Source organism: Neobacillus sp. 114, assembly GCF_030127045.1.
GTDB classification, from domain to species: Bacteria; Bacillota; Bacilli; order Bacillales; family Cytobacillaceae; genus Neobacillus; species Neobacillus rhizophilus.
The window spans coordinates 6,037,123-6,054,897 of the sequence record NZ_CP126144.1; the positions used below are offsets into that span (position 1 = coordinate 6,037,123).

18 protein-coding genes and 1 pseudogene are annotated in these 17,775 nt (G+C 38.4%); 7 read left to right on the forward strand and 12 right to left on the reverse strand.

The features are described from left to right. Positions 1-54: 54 nt before the first annotated feature. The 3 genes from dpaL to QNN06_RS29475 form a co-directional block, all read right to left on the reverse strand. Positions 55-1,281, reverse strand: a complete 1,227-nt coding sequence (gene dpaL / locus QNN06_RS29465; protein ID WP_284036585.1) for a diaminopropionate ammonia-lyase — start codon at positions 1,279-1,281, stop codon at positions 55-57. Positions 1,282-1,298: 17 nt separating this feature from the next. Further along, positions 1,299-1,679 carry a RidA family protein gene (locus QNN06_RS29470; RefSeq protein ID WP_372447581.1) on the reverse strand — a complete coding sequence of 127 codons (381 nt, stop codon included), beginning with the start codon at positions 1,677-1,679 and terminating at the stop codon, positions 1,299-1,301. A 181-nt stretch (positions 1,680-1,860) separates the two neighbouring features. Beyond that, complete coding sequence (locus tag QNN06_RS29475; RefSeq protein WP_284036586.1) at positions 1,861-3,618, reverse strand: sigma 54-interacting transcriptional regulator; 1,758 nt, start codon at positions 3,616-3,618, stop codon at positions 1,861-1,863. 329 nt (positions 3,619-3,947) lie between these two features. On the opposite strand from QNN06_RS29475, the gene QNN06_RS29480 reads away from it, so the two are divergent. The 3 genes from QNN06_RS29480 to QNN06_RS29490 all read left to right on the forward strand — a co-directional run bounded on the left by QNN06_RS29480 (position 3,948) and on the right by QNN06_RS29490 (position 4,784). Next, on the forward strand, positions 3,948-4,166 hold the full coding sequence (locus QNN06_RS29480) for a DUF1659 domain-containing protein (RefSeq protein WP_213117303.1): 219 nt from the start codon (positions 3,948-3,950) through the stop codon (positions 4,164-4,166). Between the two features lie 142 nt (positions 4,167-4,308). Further along, the gene (locus QNN06_RS29485; RefSeq protein ID WP_213117302.1) at positions 4,309-4,527 is read left to right on the forward strand and encodes a DUF2922 domain-containing protein; all 219 of its coding nucleotides are present in this window, start codon (positions 4,309-4,311) and stop codon (positions 4,525-4,527) included. A gap of 119 nt (positions 4,528-4,646) precedes the next feature. After that, positions 4,647-4,784, forward strand: a complete 138-nt coding sequence (locus tag QNN06_RS29490) for a YvrJ family protein (RefSeq protein WP_217032843.1) — start codon at positions 4,647-4,649, stop codon at positions 4,782-4,784. A 168-nt stretch (positions 4,785-4,952) separates the two neighbouring features. Here QNN06_RS29490 and QNN06_RS29495 read toward each other — a convergent pair whose 3' ends face one another. Continuing rightward, entirely contained in the window at positions 4,953-5,474 is a 522-nt protein-coding gene (locus tag QNN06_RS29495) for a GNAT family N-acetyltransferase (RefSeq protein ID WP_284036587.1), read from the reverse strand. 202 nt (positions 5,475-5,676) lie between these two features. Between QNN06_RS29495 and QNN06_RS29500 the strand changes: the two genes are divergently transcribed. Further along, positions 5,677-6,138 carry a GNAT family N-acetyltransferase gene (locus tag QNN06_RS29500; protein WP_213117300.1) on the forward strand — a complete coding sequence of 154 codons (462 nt, stop codon included), beginning with the start codon at positions 5,677-5,679 and terminating at the stop codon, positions 6,136-6,138. A gap of 125 nt (positions 6,139-6,263) precedes the next feature. On the opposite strand, the gene QNN06_RS29505 is transcribed toward QNN06_RS29500, so the two are convergent. The 5 genes from QNN06_RS29505 to QNN06_RS29525 all read right to left on the reverse strand — a co-directional run bounded on the left by QNN06_RS29505 (position 6,264) and on the right by QNN06_RS29525 (position 12,564). Beyond that, positions 6,264-6,872 (reverse strand): transglutaminase-like domain-containing protein, encoded by a 609-nt coding sequence (locus QNN06_RS29505; protein ID WP_284036588.1) that lies wholly within the window; start codon positions 6,870-6,872, stop codon positions 6,264-6,266. Between the two features lie 182 nt (positions 6,873-7,054). Then, positions 7,055-7,993 carry a class A beta-lactamase gene (gene bla, locus QNN06_RS29510; RefSeq protein ID WP_481819230.1) on the reverse strand — a complete coding sequence of 313 codons (939 nt, stop codon included), beginning with the start codon at positions 7,991-7,993 and terminating at the stop codon, positions 7,055-7,057. Between the two features lie 218 nt (positions 7,994-8,211). Next, positions 8,212-10,257: a peptidoglycan D,D-transpeptidase FtsI family protein gene (locus QNN06_RS29515; RefSeq protein ID WP_284036590.1), complete on the reverse strand. Its 2,046-nt coding sequence runs from the start codon at positions 10,255-10,257 to the stop codon at positions 8,212-8,214. A gap of 121 nt (positions 10,258-10,378) precedes the next feature. Beyond that, positions 10,379-12,175 carry a BlaR1 family beta-lactam sensor/signal transducer gene (locus tag QNN06_RS29520; RefSeq protein WP_284036591.1) on the reverse strand — a complete coding sequence of 599 codons (1,797 nt, stop codon included), beginning with the start codon at positions 12,173-12,175 and terminating at the stop codon, positions 10,379-10,381. Beyond that, positions 12,175-12,564, reverse strand: coding sequence for a BlaI/MecI/CopY family transcriptional regulator (locus QNN06_RS29525; RefSeq protein WP_284036592.1), 390 nt, complete (start codon positions 12,562-12,564; stop codon positions 12,175-12,177). The genes QNN06_RS29520 and QNN06_RS29525 overlap by 1 nt, the downstream gene beginning before the upstream one ends. A gap of 300 nt (positions 12,565-12,864) precedes the next feature. Here QNN06_RS29525 and QNN06_RS29530 point away from each other — a divergent pair, with 300 nt between their 5' ends. Further along, entirely contained in the window at positions 12,865-13,275 is a 411-nt protein-coding gene (locus QNN06_RS29530) for a hypothetical protein (protein ID WP_213117295.1), read from the forward strand. Between the two features lie 222 nt (positions 13,276-13,497). On the opposite strand, the gene QNN06_RS29535 is transcribed toward QNN06_RS29530, so the two are convergent. Both QNN06_RS29535 and QNN06_RS29540 read right to left on the reverse strand, forming a co-directional pair. Beyond that, on the reverse strand, positions 13,498-14,490 hold the full coding sequence (locus tag QNN06_RS29535) for a zinc-dependent alcohol dehydrogenase family protein (RefSeq protein WP_284036593.1): 993 nt from the start codon (positions 14,488-14,490) through the stop codon (positions 13,498-13,500). An 85-nt stretch (positions 14,491-14,575) separates the two neighbouring features. Then, positions 14,576-15,667, reverse strand: coding sequence for a low temperature requirement protein A (locus QNN06_RS29540; protein ID WP_284038001.1), 1,092 nt, complete (start codon positions 15,665-15,667; stop codon positions 14,576-14,578). 62 nt (positions 15,668-15,729) lie between these two features. On the opposite strand from QNN06_RS29540, the pseudogene QNN06_RS31305 reads away from it, so the two are divergent. Further along, a pseudogene (locus QNN06_RS31305) lies at positions 15,730-15,882 on the forward strand (NADPH-dependent FMN reductase); the annotation flags it as partial. Between the two features lie 348 nt (positions 15,883-16,230). Beyond that, entirely contained in the window at positions 16,231-16,506 is a 276-nt protein-coding gene (locus QNN06_RS29545) for a GNAT family N-acetyltransferase (RefSeq protein ID WP_213117292.1), read from the forward strand. Positions 16,507-16,747: 241 nt separating this feature from the next. Here the strand turns inward: QNN06_RS29545 and QNN06_RS29550 are convergent, their stop codons facing one another. After that, positions 16,748-17,641: a putative RNA methyltransferase gene (locus QNN06_RS29550; protein ID WP_284036594.1), complete on the reverse strand. Its 894-nt coding sequence runs from the start codon at positions 17,639-17,641 to the stop codon at positions 16,748-16,750. Positions 17,642-17,775: the final 134 nt, after the last annotated feature.

Consider the following 17,775-nt stretch of genomic DNA (forward strand, 5'->3'; position numbering starts at 1 on the left):
TCATCCCAACATTGAATATAGCCGTTCCAAAAGCCTTGGCCCGAGCCACCTATTTTAAATCGGACAGCGCCCTTCCCAAACAACTTTTTTATAATGGTCCGGGTCAGTATCCCCTTCTGTGCTAATCAGCAAGATTCTAGAATTTGAGTCTAGTAATATCTCATCATTTACAGATTGGTCTGCTTCCAGTTTCCGTAAATAGTAGACAAGCCCGAGGGTCACCGCGCCTGATTCACCAGAAATAACCCGAGGGTCATCCTTCAGCGGATTTCCGTAGAGCCGCATCCCCAATGCGGAAATATTATCGTTACAGGAAAAGGCTGCCTTGGCGTATTGACCCAATACCCGAAACGCCCTTGTATTAGGTTCCCCGCAGGCCAAGCCGGCCATGATGGTGTCCATTTCGCCGCCGACAACCTCTCGCTTCCCTTCTTTATTGGCAAAGGACCTGTAGTAACAATCAGCTTTTTCCGGTTCCACTACGATAATCACCGGCGGATTATCTCGATAATGCTGAACCATATAAGCAGCGATCCCAGCGGCAAAAGATCCAACTCCGGCCTGCAAGAAAATATGTGTAGGTGGTTCTCCTCCGGCGCTGCCCATTTGATCGACCACTTCTTTAGCCATCGAGGCATATCCCTGCATGATCCAAAGCGGAATTTCATCATAACCTTCCCAAGCGGTATCTTGAACCATCACCCAGCCATTTTTAATTGCAAGGTTGGCACACATTCGAACGGCATCGTCATAATTTAACTCCGTAATATCCGCCTCTGCTCCTTCATTCCGAATCGCATTCAGACGAATCAATGACGAACCCTTTGGCATATAAATGATCGATTTATGACCCAGCTCTCTTGCCGCCCAGGCAACCCCGCGGCCATGGTTCCCATCCGTCGCAGAAATAAAGGTGACTTCCCCAAGCTTTTCTTTTACCCGAGGGGACTGCAGTTCTTTAAATGAAAGGTTCTCAATGTTTTCGCCAAGTTGATTGGCCAGGTACTTTGCCACCGCATAAATACCGCCCATTACTTTAAAGGCATTAAGGCCAAAACGGTACGATTCATCCTTCACTAGGATTTCGGAAATATTTAGGTAGCCTGCTAGATTTTTTAATGAATGCAAGGGTGTTTCTGTATAGGATTCATGGGATTTTTGAAACTGGTGGATCTTTTCAACCTCTTTATCTTGAAAAAAGGATAATTCATCTTCGTTATAGACAGGATCATAAAATGTATTGGAAACCCATTTTATCCCCTTTCTCATGGTACTCTGCACTAACAACCCCTCCTTTTCTATTTTGTTACTGCAATGACTTCGATTTCCACCTTTGCCCCTTTAGGGATGGCAGAAACCTCGAAACAGCTTCTTGCGGGCTTATGTTCTGAAAAATATGATCCATACACTTCATTTACACTTTGAAATGAATCAATAGAATCAAGGAAGATCGTCGCTTTCACAATATCCTCTAAACCCAGATTTAACTCTGACAGCAATCCTGAAATATTTTTCAAGATTTGCTCAGTCTGTTCGGATGCGGAATCCCCTACTATATTCCCAGTTTCACAATCTAGCGGCAGCATGCCAGATAGAAAAACAAAACCATTGGCAATGATTGCTTGAGAATAGGGGCCTACCGCTGCTGGTGCTTTATTTGTTTTAACTTGTTGCAGCATATATTTGCTCCTCCTTTAGAGTTTTTCTATCCTTATACATTGCAAGTCGCGTGCCAAAATGAAAACCCCTGCAGTAAGCGCTTTTATAAAAATGAAAATCTTAAAAAAGTACCAAAATGATACTCAAAGTAAAAAATTCGTATCAAAATTCCTAGTAATACAATAAAGTCTCATTTTGATATCAAATATCAATTTGATACTTTTTTATTTTTCGAAACAGCGTAGCTCGTCCAATTCCTAATAATTGGCTTGCATCCTCCACGTTTAGCTGATGATTGTGAACGTATTGAAGAGCTTTTTTAATTAAATCCTTTTCCATTTCAACTAAGGAGAAAGATGTAGAGGTAAGAGGAATCTTCTGTTTTTCCATTTCTAGCTTTCGTTGAATTAATTCACCTGCTGCCTCCATGGTAATCCACCCATTGGTAATAAAATTAAATAGGTATTCAATAAAATTTTTCAATTCCCGGACATTACCCTTCCATGGATAATTTAACATGACACTTATGACATTCTTTCCAAAGCCTAGTACATTCGCATGAAATTGTTCATTGAACAAGGAAATAAAGTAGTCACTCAGAGCAATGATGTCCTCCCTCCTGCTTCTAAGCGGCGGAATCACGATAGGAATGACATTGAGCCGGAAATACAAATCCTCCCTAAACAGCCCATTGTTCACCATTTCCTGCAAGTCTTTGTTCGTTGCCGCGATCACCCGCACATCAACTGGGATAGTATGGGTACTGCCAAGACGTTCTATTTCCTTCTGCTGGAGAACACGCAACAGCTTCACTTGTAACAGCGGAGGCATCTCCCCTATTTCATCTAAAAAAATCGTCCCTTGATGGGCTAATTCAAATTTACCCGGCTTCCCTTTTTGATTGGCACCAGTAAACGCTCCTCTCTCATAACCAAACAACTCACTCTCTAATAAGTGCTCGGGAATAGCACCACAATTGACAGTAATAAAGGCATGCTCCTTCCTCATACTCGCATGGTGAATGGCTCTGGCGAATTCCTCCTTCCCCGTACCGCTTTCCCCTTGAATCAAGACGGTGGAGTCAGATTGGGATACCTTAAAGGCGTATTTTTTTACCTCTGTGATTTGTGTGCTGATACCAATAATTTGGTCAAACGGTTTCTTTTGGTCCTCCGCTGCCATTTCTGCAAGATTTCGTATCTCTTTGACATCCTGAATACTAATCAAATACTCCGTCTGATACGATGCTGGCGAAGATAGTTTTTGTTTGGTCAAAAGCAAAGATTTCTCTCCCCTGCTGGTTACAAGCGTAATGGTTCGACTAAAAACCCCTGACTCCCAAGCAAAATCACGAATTAAGTTTTGTACATGGAGAGGAACTGCCTTGTTTTCTGCTCCCAATAGCATTTCAGCTTTTAGGTTCATTTCATTCAGCTTTCCTTTTTCGTCAATCACAATCATTCCTACATGGACAAGATTCATCAACTTTTCCATTTTTTCCGAGTTGCTTGTAAGCTGTTGAATCAAATGGTATAAATGCAATTTACTTGATAAAAGGTCTGCCATTTTTCCTAAAAAAGTCAATATTCCATCCGTGTTCTCAAACAAACGCTGGCGCTGCTCTTCGTTAAAAGCCAATAGTCCAATCACACCAATCGCCCGGTTATCATATGTAATTGGCGTGCAAATCTCCCCGGTCTCTGAGCAATTTTGGAAAAGTTGGCATCTCTGACAAACCTCTGCATACCCCGGATTTGTGATAATGACTGGCTGCCCGGTACGAATGGCAGATTTATAGACGAGATCCCCCTCCATTTTGTGAAGGACACTTACCCTTTGCTCCCCTGTACCTGCAACTCTAATAAAATGATGATTGGCAATTTCAACCTCTATCTTTAAAACAGCCGCTATCGCATCTGCAATACTTTGGACAACAGGCTGAATATTCATTAAATCCATTCTTTCACCCCTACTGTCAGCTAGTTTAGTATCATTGTGATACTATACTATATTTGTAATTTTAAGACTATTTAAATTCAAATTATTTGTCAAAGAAATGCCGCAATCACTTTTTTACAACCACACCTACTCACAAAATTTCAAAGCGCACATTTACTTTGCTAGAGCAACCCGCTTACACCATAAAAACCGACAATCTTAATCATTTCAATCTCAATTCACCTACACAAACATTTATTCCTCAAATTATAAATTTTTTAAAATTAACCCTCCCCCTGTCCTTTTCCCAAAAAAAACCATAAATAAAGAGCGAAAGGAGGTGAGAAACAATGGCACAAGCATTGTTAGAAGGCTCAAAACTTCGATTGGCATTCCAGGTGGATCTGGACGAGAAGGGAAATCCTGTTCTAAAAACCAAAACATTCAGCAACATCAAAAAGGAATCGACGGTTGACCAGTTATTCCAAGTAGCAACCGCCATCTCTGCTTTATGCAACGATTCGTTAAACAAGGTCGAGCGCAGCGACAGCACAGAACTCACTGCGTAAGATTGATGCAGAGGGACGGTTCTAGTGTTTCAAATAGCTAAGGCTATACAACAACGAAACTGCAAACTTAAAAAGGAGGTAATCTGTTAAAAATGAGGCAAAAGAACCGTCCCCATGCCTCAAAGAAAGGAGGTGAACAAGAATGGCAAAGACATTGGAGTTAATGTTTGGTACGGAGTTTGGCAAGACTGCCCGGATTGCGGTGGATAATCCGAAGGAACCGGTTGATGAGGCTGCTGTCAAACAATCGATGGAGCAGATCATTGCTGCGGATGTATTTACATCTGCCAGCGGCAGATATGTTGCCGCAAAGGGTGCAAGAGTGATCGACCGCAATGTGGTTGAGTATGAAATTGTTTAATAGTTAGGTAGTGAATTTGCGGGGCAATCTAGTTAAATCAATACGTTTAAGTGGGAGGCCGGATTCCAATGCGAAACCGGCCTCTTTTAAAATATGAATCGGAAAGGAGAGAATTTGCAGTGGAACAAATCATCTCATTTATCAATGAGGTTGGCTTCCCTATCGTTGTGACCCTCTATCTGCTATATCGAATAGAATCCAAGCTTGATTTAGTCGTCCATTCGATCCAGAGCCTGCCTGAGCGCATGAAGGGGTGAAAGTAATACCGCCCTTAGGAAATCCTAAAATGACTGAAGCCACCTACCTTTTCTATGGGGAAGTTGGCTTTTTATACACAAATATTTCTTAAAAACTTGCATATTTTAGATCTTTAAACTTATCCTTTATTATTCTGTTAAGGCACTCTTTATTTGAAGAATAAAAAATTAAAATATATTCCTAATATCTTCCCAACCATACACTAGTTCGGAAAGTTTCCTGCCAGCGATTTCAACTTCAATTTTATCAATTTTTTTACCGCCAAGTGCCTCGTAAAATAGACGAGAACTATTATCTTTCAGTACAAGAACTAGCATAGAATGGATTCCCAACGCTTTAATTTCATCTATTATTGGTTTAACAAGAGCTGATCCAATACCTTTGCCCTGGTATTCTTTTAAAATATATATTGCATATAGCTCTCCATCAAATCCACTGTATTTACCGCTTCTTTCTTTACCGCCAGACGAAAAACCCACAATTTCACCTTCATCATTTTCAGCTACATATACACCGCCGTTAGGAATGTTATCTACCCATAACTGTTCTCGACTTTCAAATATTAAATTATTTAGATATTCGTCTGGAACTATATTGGCATATGTTGTTTTCCAACTGTCAACGTGTACTTTAGCTATTCCTTTCGCATCGGCTAAAACTGCTTTTCTAATTTTAATAAGCCCATCCACTTGTCACATCCCCTTTATATAATAAATTGTACCATTTATTGTATCTTCCTTTTTTCAACTAAAATGCCCAGTGGGTTAATGAAAAAAAGCATGGTTTTCAAGCGAAAGTCCTTATTTTCGATATCTGAGGATCATTATCATGTAATTAAACAATGTGGCAGATGTTCATATAATGACAGAAATGGAGTAAGAGGTGGGGAAATTGAAATTTAAGATCATACCATCAAAGCTAGCGGAAGCAAACGAATTGTTAAAGATCCAAAAAGAAGTGTTTCATTCAGATTTAATCAAATATAAGGATTATCATACAAGTCCTGCAACGGAATCATTGGATTACTTTTGTTTTAGAATGCAAAATTCTTTGCACTATTCTATTTTGGTTGGTGGGAGGCTTGCTGGCGGAATTTGTCTTGTAAAGCAAACAAAAGATCATCATTATTTGTATCGTATTTTCCTTGGCTCTGAATTTCAAAATAAAGGATTGGGATCGGAAATTTTACAGGAGTTGGAAAGGAAATTCCCTAAAGTAAAAAAATGGTCACTTGATACCCCTAAGGACAACCTTAGAAATCGCCATTTTTATGAAAAATTTGGCTATAAAAAAATAGGGGAGCAACAAATTAACGAATACTTAACTCTAATTAATTATGAAAAGATTCTTTAACCTTTTTTATGCTCCTTTTATTAAGGTTGATATTCTCAAAAATAAAGTCCCAACTGCCCCGTTAGAGGGTAAAAAGGGATTGCTGCGATCCCATCTTCAACATAAGCTACCCATTAGTGATACAATTACAACCTCTCTGGCAAGTGATATTTATACATTTCTAATGCATTTGTATTATCTTCTAAAACAGCCACAATTTTGGGATGTGGTTTTGCATAGATAACTGGATAATCCTTTTCATCAAGTTCTTCATTAATGGGAAAAGCTAATTTTTCTTCTTCAATTGAAAATTGGGCATCAATTCCCTCTTTATTTCCACGAGCGTCAACCCTAATCCATTTATTAAGTGATTTAAGGAAGATAGCATTCAAAGCGTGAATACAATACCCTTTTTCTGGAGTATCAAATAACATCAATCTTTGATAACAAAAACCTGTTGGTATTCCCTGCGAACGCAATAAAGAAGCTAATAGGTGTGATTTTGCATAGCAAATTCCCTCTTTAAAGTCTAATACTTCTGCAGCATTACAAGTAACTCGGTTCGATTGAATATCCCAAGAATGAGAAATTCCATCACGAACAAATTCAAAAGTTATTCTTGCTTTTTCAATTTCCGTTTGAGATGGATTAAAAAGTTCATCTGCTTTCTTTTTTATAATTGGATTAGAATAATTAACTTCTGTTAATTCGATTAAATAGTCATCTATTTTTTCCGACTCACAAAACAAATTCACAAACCCTTCTCCTCTCAATAAAGTGAATAAATATGTATATATAAACATTATTATACAATTTATTTTCCTATTATTGTAAAGAAAAAAATCAGCCAGCACATACTAATCTTTCTAATGATTGTATGTGCTGACTGAATGATAAGCCCGTTCACTGTTGTTATTAAGAATTGTGGTGAGTGAATTTACTTAAGAGCGTTAAGTGCAATCTTTGCCGCTTCTGCGATCAGCGCATTGTCAAAGGTGGCATTCTGTGTATCGCGGCTGGATAGAACTGCGATGACAATAGGAGCTCTATTTGGCGGCCAAACGATCGCGATGTCATTCCGCGTTCCATAGCTTCCTGCCCCGCTCTTATCAGCGACTTCCCATCCTGTTGGTGCACCAGCCCGAATCAAGGCATCTCCAGTGGCATTTCCTCGCATCCAATCTGTCAGGAGCGTACGTTTTTCAGCGGGGAGCACGTCGCCGACTGCGAAAGCCTGAAGGCTGGTTGCAAGTGCTTTTGGCGTGCTGGTGTCACGTCTGTCTCCAGGAACGGCTGAGTTCAAATCCGTCTCGTAGCGATCAGCTTGGGTTACGTGATCGCCAATCTGCCTCAATGCTGCTTCAAACCCCTCAGGGCCTCCCAGTTTCTCTAATAAAAGGTTCCCTGCAGTGTTGTCACTATATCGAACAGCAGCCTCAATAACTTCCCGAAGAGTCATCCCGGTATCGACGTGAAGGCTTGTGACGGGTGAATACGTAACGATGTCCTCGCTATTGTATGTAACTAACTCGTCAAGCTGATCAATGGAGGAATGCTGCAGCAATGCACCTGCGGCTAGAGCTTTGTAAGTAGATGCGAAAGCGAACCGCTCTTGAGGCCGATAGGAGACCTTCCGATTTGTACCTGTATCGATCGCGTAGACTCCAAGACGAGCATCATATTTGTCCTCAAGTTTTGCAAACTCACGGTGTATTTGGGGTGCTGGTGTTTTCCTCACTACCTTTTCGGTCTTGTCAGAAGGATTATCGGTAGTCATCGACCAGCCGGCAAGCGGTACAATGGCAACTGCCAGCACAAGCAGGGTAACTATAAAACTTTTTATGTTGAAAATATCATCTGTTTTCCTCAAAATCATTACCTCTTTCTATTAATATTAGAAGTTCTGAAAATAGAATAAGCGGCTTATTGCACCTTTTCAGCTCCTTAAAAAACTGCCCCGAAATGCTGGGTAGGAAAAGTATACCTCCTTTCTACAATTTGATTACATGCGTAAGATTAGGCTACGCATGGTAATACTACAAATGTAGTATTTATTACACACTTAATACTACGCTTGTAATAAAATGATGTCAATCATTTTGCAGTTGGCTGTCCTTTTTCCTTAAGGTCAAAATATGCCCGAAAAACCCGCTGGCTGATGATATTCGCTGCACTGTGCGGCTGAGCATAACCATCGCGATAGGCATTTGGCACAATTACGGCAATGGCAATCTCGGGATCATCAAATGGGGCATAACCAGCAAAAGATAGATTCCAAGTCTTCACCCCATTTTTATAGGATTCCGAGGTCCCGGTTTTACCCGCGGCATTGTACGGTTCGTCTTTAAAATATCCTCTCGCTGTTCCTTGAGAACCATGGGTGACCAGCCAAAAACCCTGTTGAACCCGCTTAAGCATCTCCTGACTCATATCCACCTGGTTCAGCACCACTGGTTCGATTTCATCGATTACATTGCCTGGTTCATCGCCATCCACATTGGGTTCGCGAATCTCCTTCACCAATTGGGGCTTCATCCGGTATCCTCCATTGGCAATTGTTGTTATATACTGGGCAATTTGCAGCGGTGTATAGGTATCTAATTGTCCGATGGCAATTTGAAAGTAGGTGCTTGGATTGGTTCCTTTAATTCCCGCCGTTTCATTATCAAAACCAATACCGGTCGGGATGCCCAAACCAAATTGATTAAAATAATAGCGGATCGTTTCAATTTTTTTCGGATCGATATTTAATGTGCCATTGGGGACATACTTGCCGCCCATCATTTCAATTGCAGTTTTCCACATATACACGTTGGAGGAACGCTCCAATGCCTCTAAATCGTTAATTCTGTTCATAACTTGGTAAGAGGAGAAGGTTCCCGATCCCTTAAATCGCATGACTTCATCCAGCTCCGTTTCCCCGAAATCCCTGACACCCGTTTGGTATCCGGTTAATACGGTCGCCCCTTTTACAACGGACCCCTGTTCAAACGCATAAGTGAAGGTTCCTGGGGTAAAATCGGTAAACTGCCCGGACTTCCTGTCATACACTTTTCCTGACATCGCCAGAATCCGGCCTGTTTTTGGTTCCATGGCCACGACAAAGGCAGTGTCAAGGGTATCCGTATGGGGCTTTTGGATGGCATTGACCAACTCTTCCTGCATAATTTTTTCCACCTGGGCCTGAAACTCCATATCAATGGTCAGTACAAGATCCTTGCCGCTCTTCCCTTCCGAAACCGTCTCTGTACTCACCACATTTCCATTTTGGTCGGTCACCGTTTTCACTTTTTCCTTTTGGCCCTGCAGGACGCTGTCATAGAGTTCTTCAATATAACTTTTCCCGACGCGGTCATTCAGTTTGTACCCTTTAGAAGTATAGTAATCTACCTTGTCCGCCGGAAGGCCTTCATCTGCACTCGTTACTTCTCCGAGCATATTCCAAAATGTTTCCCCGTAGGTTCGGCCTCTCTTCCAATCAGTCGTGACATCAACACCAGGCAGGTTATCCAGATTTTCATTAACCTTTGCAAATTCTTCCTCTGTTACATTTTCATTTTTGACTATCGTCGGAGTTAAAGCGGTGGCGGACGAAAGTTTCCGGTAGATAGCCGCCAGGTTTTTGTCCATTCCCTTGAGATCGCTTTCTGTAATGCGGTTCAATTTTAATTGATATAAATCCTTATCATTCAGCTTTTCCTGTTTGTATAATTTCTCCTCCTTCTTTGTGATTAAATCCGTGCCATTGTTATGTTCTAGCAGCCAGATATCTTTCAAATCCCGATCGGTCACTTTATTGATCTCTTTATCCGTCATGACCAGGAAGGTATTTAACTTTTTGGCCAGTTTAAGCAATTCTCCCGGCTGCGGATTTTTCGGCGGTGTATAGATAATCGCCTTTTCTGGAATATTGTAGACTACTAACCTATCGTTCGTGTCGTATATTTTTCCGCGTGGAACAGAATAGCTGACAGGCGTCACATCCGTCTTCTCAGCTTGAGCCGCAAAGGCTTCTCCTTTAAAAATTTGAATAAACCCCAGGCGCAGAATTAAGATGGAAAAAAGGACAAAGACCACTAAAAAAAGACTAGTCAATCTCCATCGAGTTTTACTTTTTACGATATTTTCTTTTTGCTTCAAAACTTATCAGCCCTTTCCTATTGGGAAATTTGTGTAAAAGGTGAACTCTGAATACTACATTTGTAGTATTTGGAGCAAAAAACACCCAAAAAGAAAGATACATCCTTTCTGGGGTTATTTTTTAATAAATCTGTTTATCATGCAGGATCTGCTTGGCAATCTCCGCTGCCTTACTTCCCTGGGCCAGGCCATCCTTATTTTGAATATTAATGGCAAAATAAAAACGATCCTCACCTTTATCGACAAAGCCGATAAACCAGCCATTTACATTCTTTCCATTAACCCTACCGGTTCCCGTTTTACCGTATAACCGCCCATTTCTTTGCTCATCTATAAAAAGTGCCTTTTGTACCGCTTTGATATTTTCCGCTTTAAAACCCCATTGATTTTCATCTAATTGGGATAACAATTGGACTTGTTCAATGGGTGATATTTTTAGAGAAGATTCCATCCAGTAACTGTCCAAATTCCCTGAAAGATCCTCATTCCCGTATTTTATCTTGTGAAAATAATCTTGCAGCGGCTTTCTGCCTACCTCCCGATCGGTATTCTGGAAATACCAATTCACCGAACGGCTTAAGGCAGTCGCCAAGTTTTGATTTTGATTCCATTCTGCAAAGGGATAAATTTTCCCATCCCAAACCTGGTTATTGTTATTCGGGGAAATCACATTGGATTCCAATGCAAATAAGGCCGAATATATTTTATAGGTACTATCAGGAGAAACCCTCTGTTCACTCATCTCGCGATTATAGATTTGATATTGATTTTTAGAAGAGTCATATAAAACAAAGCTTCCCTTGTAGCCCTTAAAATAGGCGCTTAGATCTTCATAGACCGCATTCTTCCCGCTAAACTGATACACATCATTTGGGCTGGCAATAACGTTGGTGAAGGGAGCAAGGAATAGCACCACCATTGCTAAAACAGCAAATATGACCTTGCTTTTCCATTTCAATAACAGAGAATCTTTAGAGTAGCTAGCAATGCACTGGATTCTTTGTTTGATTTGTTTTTTTGTCCCGCCTATACCTGGAGCAATCTGTTCAAAGGGACGACCCTGCTTTTTATCTGCAAAACGAATGATCGTATACCCGTATTCGATATATCCGCTTTCATCCAAAAGATTTAACACGGATGCATCACAGGCCAATTCCCGATCATTTCGGATCCTTTTTGAAGCATACCAGACGACCGGGTTAAACCAATACATAATCTGAACCAGCCACATGACGTAATTAACGAACAAATCTTTGCTTTTATGGTGGTGCAGCTCGTGCAAAAGCACATATTTTAATTCATTTAACGAGAATTCTTCTCGCGTTTTGCTTGGTAAAAAAATATAGGGTTGAAAAATCCCGAACGTGATTGGCGAGGAAATCAGAGAGGTCTCCCGCAGTCTTACGTTTCTTTTTACCCCAACCATCTTTTTGCAAGCTTCTAATAATTGATTTAGCTTTTGGTCATCAATAGCCGCAGCCGACTTTTTGATTTGATAGATTTGATAAGTTGAATAAACAGCAGCCCCTGCAAAAAGAACCACTCCAATGACCCAAACTATAAAAAGTGTATGGTACACGAAATCGGGAGCTGATTTGTTTACCGAGACCGTGAAATCATGTAATAAATCGCTGTTTGGCGCCTGAGAGGCAGCCACTCCATTCATCCCTTCACTCTTCAATGGCGCTTCTCTATTAATAGGAAGTAAGCTTTTTAAATAGCGAACTCCTTCTCCAAAGCGAAAATAATTCCAAGGTAAAAAGGCAGCAAGGAATGGAATGCAAAGAAGATACCAAATATGATAATGTGCTTTCACTGTCATATGATGGTTTAATAGCTTTTTAATTAACAGAATGATGAAAATAAGGAAAGATACCACGATTGTACTTACTAAAATTCGCAGCAGCAGGGTATCCATTATTTCTCCCCTTCTTTCTTTTCCCTCATGGACAATATTTTCTTTAATTCCGATATTTCTTCGTTCGATAACTGATCATTTTCAATAAAATTTAAGACCATTGAATTTAACGTACCGCCGAAAAACTGCTGCAGAAAGGATTTACTTTTTTGCTCAACATATTGGTCCTTTTCAACTAGTGAAGAATATATAAACACTCGACCATCTTTCCTTGCATGCAAAGCCTTTTTCTTAACTAGGCGCGCCAGCATGGTGTGTATGGTATTGGGCTTCCAATCACTCTTATTCGATAATTTCTCCACTACCTCAGGAGTCGAAATCGGCTCATAGTTCCATATAACCTTCATCACTTCATATTCTGCTTCTGATATTTGTGGAATCTCCTTCATGATACCTCTCCTACTTTTACAACTGTAGTATTTATTATAGCAGGAAGGTCCAAGTATATAAAGTATTTTGGGGACCTAGCCTGTGGTAAATAATCCCCTGTGTGTTGAGGATTTATTTTTGATCCTATTTTTACGATATGATTTGGACTTTAATAATTCTATCGTATTTTTACCATTAGCAATGACTTTGCCATCATCCACTAACATGTCAATGGGGAACATCGTGTTTTCTTTGGAATAACACCACTACATTTGTTTTACATACAATAAAGCAAAATTGTAATTCTGGGGTTGTTAATAATGGATAATCCAAAGTTTTGGAGTCATAGTGGAAAAGACTTGAATGATGATTATAGAAAAAAAATACTGCAACTGGAAAAAGAGGTTTCGTTTGGTCTTTGGGTTCAAGTGCTTGGACAGATTATCGAACTTAAAGGTTTATCAGAGCTTTATTATTTAGAGAAAGATTCCAATAAAATAGGTGAACAACAAATACTAACCGGTGTTTGGACTAGGACCATTGGACAAATACTTGAGGCCATATCCGTTTCAAAACAAATAGGTGAAACAGATTTAGAAAAACTTATCCAAGACCAAAAGGTCGCAATCACAGGAGACTTGCTAGTGTCAATCGGTTCAGCGATTGAAGTAATCGGAGGAATTAATGTACTTGAAGAGGAAACAGTCTCCCCTCCAGGAATTGTTCCATAGCATAATCGCCTATGGCATGTCCACAAGTGCCAATCAATTATGTTGACCAATTTTAAGAGTGGTATCCTTTCTATTAAAATAATTTGAGTAAGATTTAATCAATGATCTACCACAAATCTGGCCATGAATTGAAAAAAAAAGAGCGCATCCATGCTCTGGATAGCGCCCTTTATGTAATAACAAAAAGTCCTTTATTACCAATTTCAATTGAAGATTATTAACTCAATAACTAGTTAAAAACACTTTCCCTTTGGTCATTTTAGAAGATTCAACAGCTACAATAGCCCTTTTTATATTTAATAAATCATACTGAGAATCTACCGTCATCAAACGTAATTTTGTATCACTTATTAGATTTATTATGTGGTTAAAGGTTTCTTGCCATTTATCTGCTGAAACATTTTTATTCCAATTCCGTAAATGAAACATATTCGCGTTCACTTTAGCTTTTTTGATAATTTCTGCCCAATTAACTTGGATCCCTGATAAAAGACCGATGGTTAAAAAATTTCCGTTAGGCTGTACACAATTAGCCAATTCGTTTCCATCCGAACCCCCAACAGAGTCAATCGCTGCCTCAGCACCCATTCCATTAGTTAATTCCATAACCACTTCATTTAAGCAATTTTTAGATGTATCAATTACATACGAAGCACCCAGTTCAAGTAATTCCTCTGTATACTTATTATTTCTAGTAACTGCAATTAGTCGAAAACCTAAAACTTTCGATAATTGAGCAAAAATATGCCCAATAGCAGAACCGCATGCGTTAACCAATAAAACATCATTTGGTTTTAATTTTAAAACTTCCGTACAGACTACCCATGCTGTAATTGGATTGATATACATCTGTGCTGCCGTAAAATCATCAATCAAATCAGGGATAGGAACTGCAAATTCTGATGATGTCTTAACGTATTCTTGCCATGTCCCCTCCCCACGCAAAGGTAAAACACGTTGCCCAATAAAATGATGGGAAACTAACGGACCGACATCTTCTACTATTCCAACTCCTTCATATCCCGGAATAGTTGGTAAAGAAATCCGATGTGAATATGCCCCTCTAATCGGTATTAAGTCAGATGGATTGATAGGGCGCGCCAACATTCGGACAAGGACTTCATGATCTTTTGGTGGTTCAATGCTTTTAGACTCAACTCTTAACACATCTATAGGACTACCGAACTCATAAAATTTAATACATTTTACATCCAAAATGAAAGGTCCCCTTTATTAAAAATTAGTTTTATATAAACTAAATTCTCTTACACACAGGTTTTAAAAATATTTAGCATCTCTTTCAAGTAGTTGTTAATTTAGCATAGATGATAAAAAACAGGGTCATTTCTCCCATGATTACAATGTTTGAAACTTCCACTATCAAATTACTAATAAAAAGGGTTGCTAAAATCCCTAAAAATAACGCTAAATGATAATATTTCAAACGGTCTTGTTTAAACCTGTATTGATGAAAAACAATAGTAGTTGTAATAAAGTAGAGTAGTACGGAACCGAATATAAAATATAAGTTAAATGAATAACGAACCTCATTTAGAAACAGAAGCTTGATGGAAGCAGCAATCATGCTCAAAGACATTAATATGAAAAGATGACCATAAATAATGGTTTGTCCGGGTGTTTGGATCGATTTGTCAACTTTCTTTTCCACATTTTCGAAATACTGCCACCACATCGAAATAATTAGGATAAATGATATTATCGAAAATAAGATTGAATCCCAATCCCCTTTTTGTGGCTGTAGCACATAGAGGGTGCTGATGACGGATTCTCCGAAAAGGATTAATGTCAATGAAGCAAAACGTTCTAATAAATGAACAGTATTGGACGAAGCTTTCACCAAATACTTACGTCCGAAAAATGGCACAATAATATCAACAAAAATTCCTGCATACAATACGCTATATCGAATCCATGAATCAAATAAGATAGAAAAACATGATATGATGATTCCAATCCAAAAACGCGTTCCTAAATATTGCGCTACCTTTTTCCTATCCCCTTCTTCTAAACTTCGAACAACCAGATACTGGATCGCTGTAAGTGCTCTTATTCCAATATAGCCAATAAGAAACGGAAGATAATATTGATCAAAGTCAACCGATAAGCTGGATGTCATAATAAGGACAAACAACATCTGAAGAATCGTAAAGATCCGTTGATGTAAAAAATCCTGTCCAAACCGATTAATAAACAACGTTTGTCCTACCCAAGACCACCAGATAGGGATAAATATTAAAACAAACTTCAAAAAATATTCTGGATAAATTTCTCCTTTTTCAACATGAAGTAATACATGAGTCGCAGTCGAAACAGCTGCCGCAAATAACAAATCATAAAAGAGTTCTAACCATGTAACTTTCTTATCTTGCATTATCATCATTCCTTCGAACCCTAATAGCTTATAGTTTAATAAAGTGATTTTTTTAAAAAGAAATTCTTCCGTTTAAAAAAGTACTTATTTCGCAAATACATGAAAAAATTGACTCCAATCAAAAAGGACTTACTGATGAAAAAACTATACGATATCTTCAGAGTTATTTACAACAATTTATTTATTGGATCGATCACACTCCTAATTTAGATTAAAAAGGATAAAAAACAACATCAAAAATAACTTTGAGAATGTTTTTCTTAAAAATACTCTTCCGATTAATAGCATGGAACAATAAGCGGATGATACTAAATATTACGGTGTTTAAGATTCTAACTTGTTTCTTGCTTCAGAAGATTCATAGCTTGTAAGGAGACACTAGGAGATCAGCTGATGTTTGTTAATCCAAAAGAGAGACAAGCAGGAATATAATGATTGCATACAATGCACTTCTACAGTTCCAAAAATAAACCATTTTGCGACAATAGCCATTTACATGATTCATGAGACTTAACAAGGAGCAGAGTTTTTAGAAGACATTTTTATTAGGGAGGAAATGTAAAATGTTTGACATTAAAAAAGAGAACAATACTTTTTATGTAGGAGAACCGAATAACAAGGATGCAGAAATAAGTTATGTCCCAACTGGAAAAGATAAAATTATCGTGGATCATACCTTTGTGTCAGACAGTCTTCGAGGTCAAGGAGTAGGAGAAGCATTAGTAAAGAAAATAGTCGAGTTTGCACGAGAAGAAGGGAAAATGGTTATCCCCTTATGTCCTTTCGCAAAGAATCAAATTGAACGAAATGAAGAATATCACGATATTTTAATAAAATAGTAAGATTCCTCCACAAATCTGGCCTTGAAATGAAAAAAAGAGCGCATGCTTGTTCTAGGATAGCGCCCTTTAACGGAATAACAAAAGTCACCTATTACCAATTTAAATTGAAGATTTTTAACTCAATAGCTAGTTAAAAACACTTCCCCTTTGGTAATTTTGGAAGATTCAACAACTTCAATAGTCCTTTTTACATTTAGGCAGCCTCAACATGAGACTACCTTAATGTTTTATCTACTATTTAAATGATCTTTTTACCGATTAAAATTTCCAAATCAACACTTATTTGAGCAGCATCCTTATTTAAAAAAGATTTTACTCGTTCCTTTGTTGCTGTCCAAGTTAAAGGAGTCATCTGAACCAGCCACTCAATTGAAGATTTGTTAAGGCAACTCGTATAACTTAACCTTACAGAATCTACAAACTGAAAACTCTCATTAAATCTCTCCACAGTCTCTACATTAGAATAATTTTGTTTTTCAGGTTTAGGAAAAATGTGTTCCCTTAACTCTTTTAAATAACCACTTTGAGGCACAATTTTAATGACTAAACCATCTGATTTTAACAATCTATTAAATTCAGTATAATTTGAAGGAGATAAGATATTTAGAATTACATCGAACTGTTTATTCTTAAATGGTGTATTTGCAAGGTCAGCCACAGCCCAAATTTTATTAGAATAGTTCTTAGAAGCCACCATGATCCCTTCTTTAGAAATATCTATTCCTATTCCTACTACACTTTTGAAAAAGTCAAACCTAACCATATCGCAAATAGCAGAAAGATGTGAGCCCTCGCCACACCCCGTATCAAGTATAGATATTGTTTCATTTGTCTTAACAACATGTTCATTTATAATTTTTGCAATTTTATTGCTTAATGGTTTATGAAAGGCACCTTCGGTAATAAGTTTCCTTCGTGCTTCAAAAAGTTCCTTGCCGTATTTCGTTTTCACCGAGCGAGAAGTAAAGTTGATATAACCTTGCTTGGCAAAATCAAACGTATGATGGTTTGCACAGATTAAACTTTTTGACTCCAAAACCTTCATAGACGAATGGCAAATAGGGCAAGCAAAAATAGCTTCATAATGGCTTGCATAATTAGCACTCTTTATTCTTTTATTTTCTTGTAACAAGGAAGTCACCTCATTCATTCGTTTTTTAGATAAATGAAAAAGGCATAGACAAATAAACCCTCGTCATATTTTTCAAAAAAATATGAGTTGGATTTTTTAAGCAGTCTATACCTTTTTTTATCTATAACGAATGA

Bases quoted from the DNA above. Each gene is read 5' to 3' on its own strand.
- QNN06_RS29470 (WP_372447581.1), bottom strand. From the start codon at position 1,679: ATGCTGCAACAAGTTAAAACAAATAAAGCACCAGCAGCGGTAGGCCCC.
- QNN06_RS29475 (WP_284036586.1), bottom strand. From the start codon at position 3,618: ATGGATTTAATGAATATTCAGCCTGTTGTCCAAAGTATTGCAGATGCG.
- QNN06_RS29480 (WP_213117303.1), top strand. From the start codon at position 3,948: ATGGCACAAGCATTGTTAGAAGGCTCAAAACTTCGATTGGCATTCCAG.
- QNN06_RS29485 (WP_213117302.1), top strand. From the start codon at position 4,309: ATGGCAAAGACATTGGAGTTAATGTTTGGTACGGAGTTTGGCAAGACT.
- bla (WP_481819230.1), bottom strand. From the start codon at position 7,993: ATGATTTTGAGGAAAACAGATGATATTTTCAACATAAAAAGTTTTATA.
- QNN06_RS29520 (WP_284036591.1), bottom strand. From the start codon at position 12,175: ATGGATACCCTGCTGCTGCGAATTTTAGTAAGTACAATCGTGGTATCT.
- QNN06_RS29525 (WP_284036592.1), bottom strand. From the start codon at position 12,564: ATGAAGGAGATTCCACAAATATCAGAAGCAGAATATGAAGTGATGAAG.
- QNN06_RS29530 (WP_213117295.1), top strand. From the start codon at position 12,865: ATGGATAATCCAAAGTTTTGGAGTCATAGTGGAAAAGACTTGAATGAT.
- QNN06_RS29540 (WP_284038001.1), bottom strand. From the start codon at position 15,667: ATGCAAGATAAGAAAGTTACATGGTTAGAACTCTTTTATGATTTGTTA.
- QNN06_RS29545 (WP_213117292.1), top strand. From the start codon at position 16,231: ATGTTTGACATTAAAAAAGAGAACAATACTTTTTATGTAGGAGAACCG.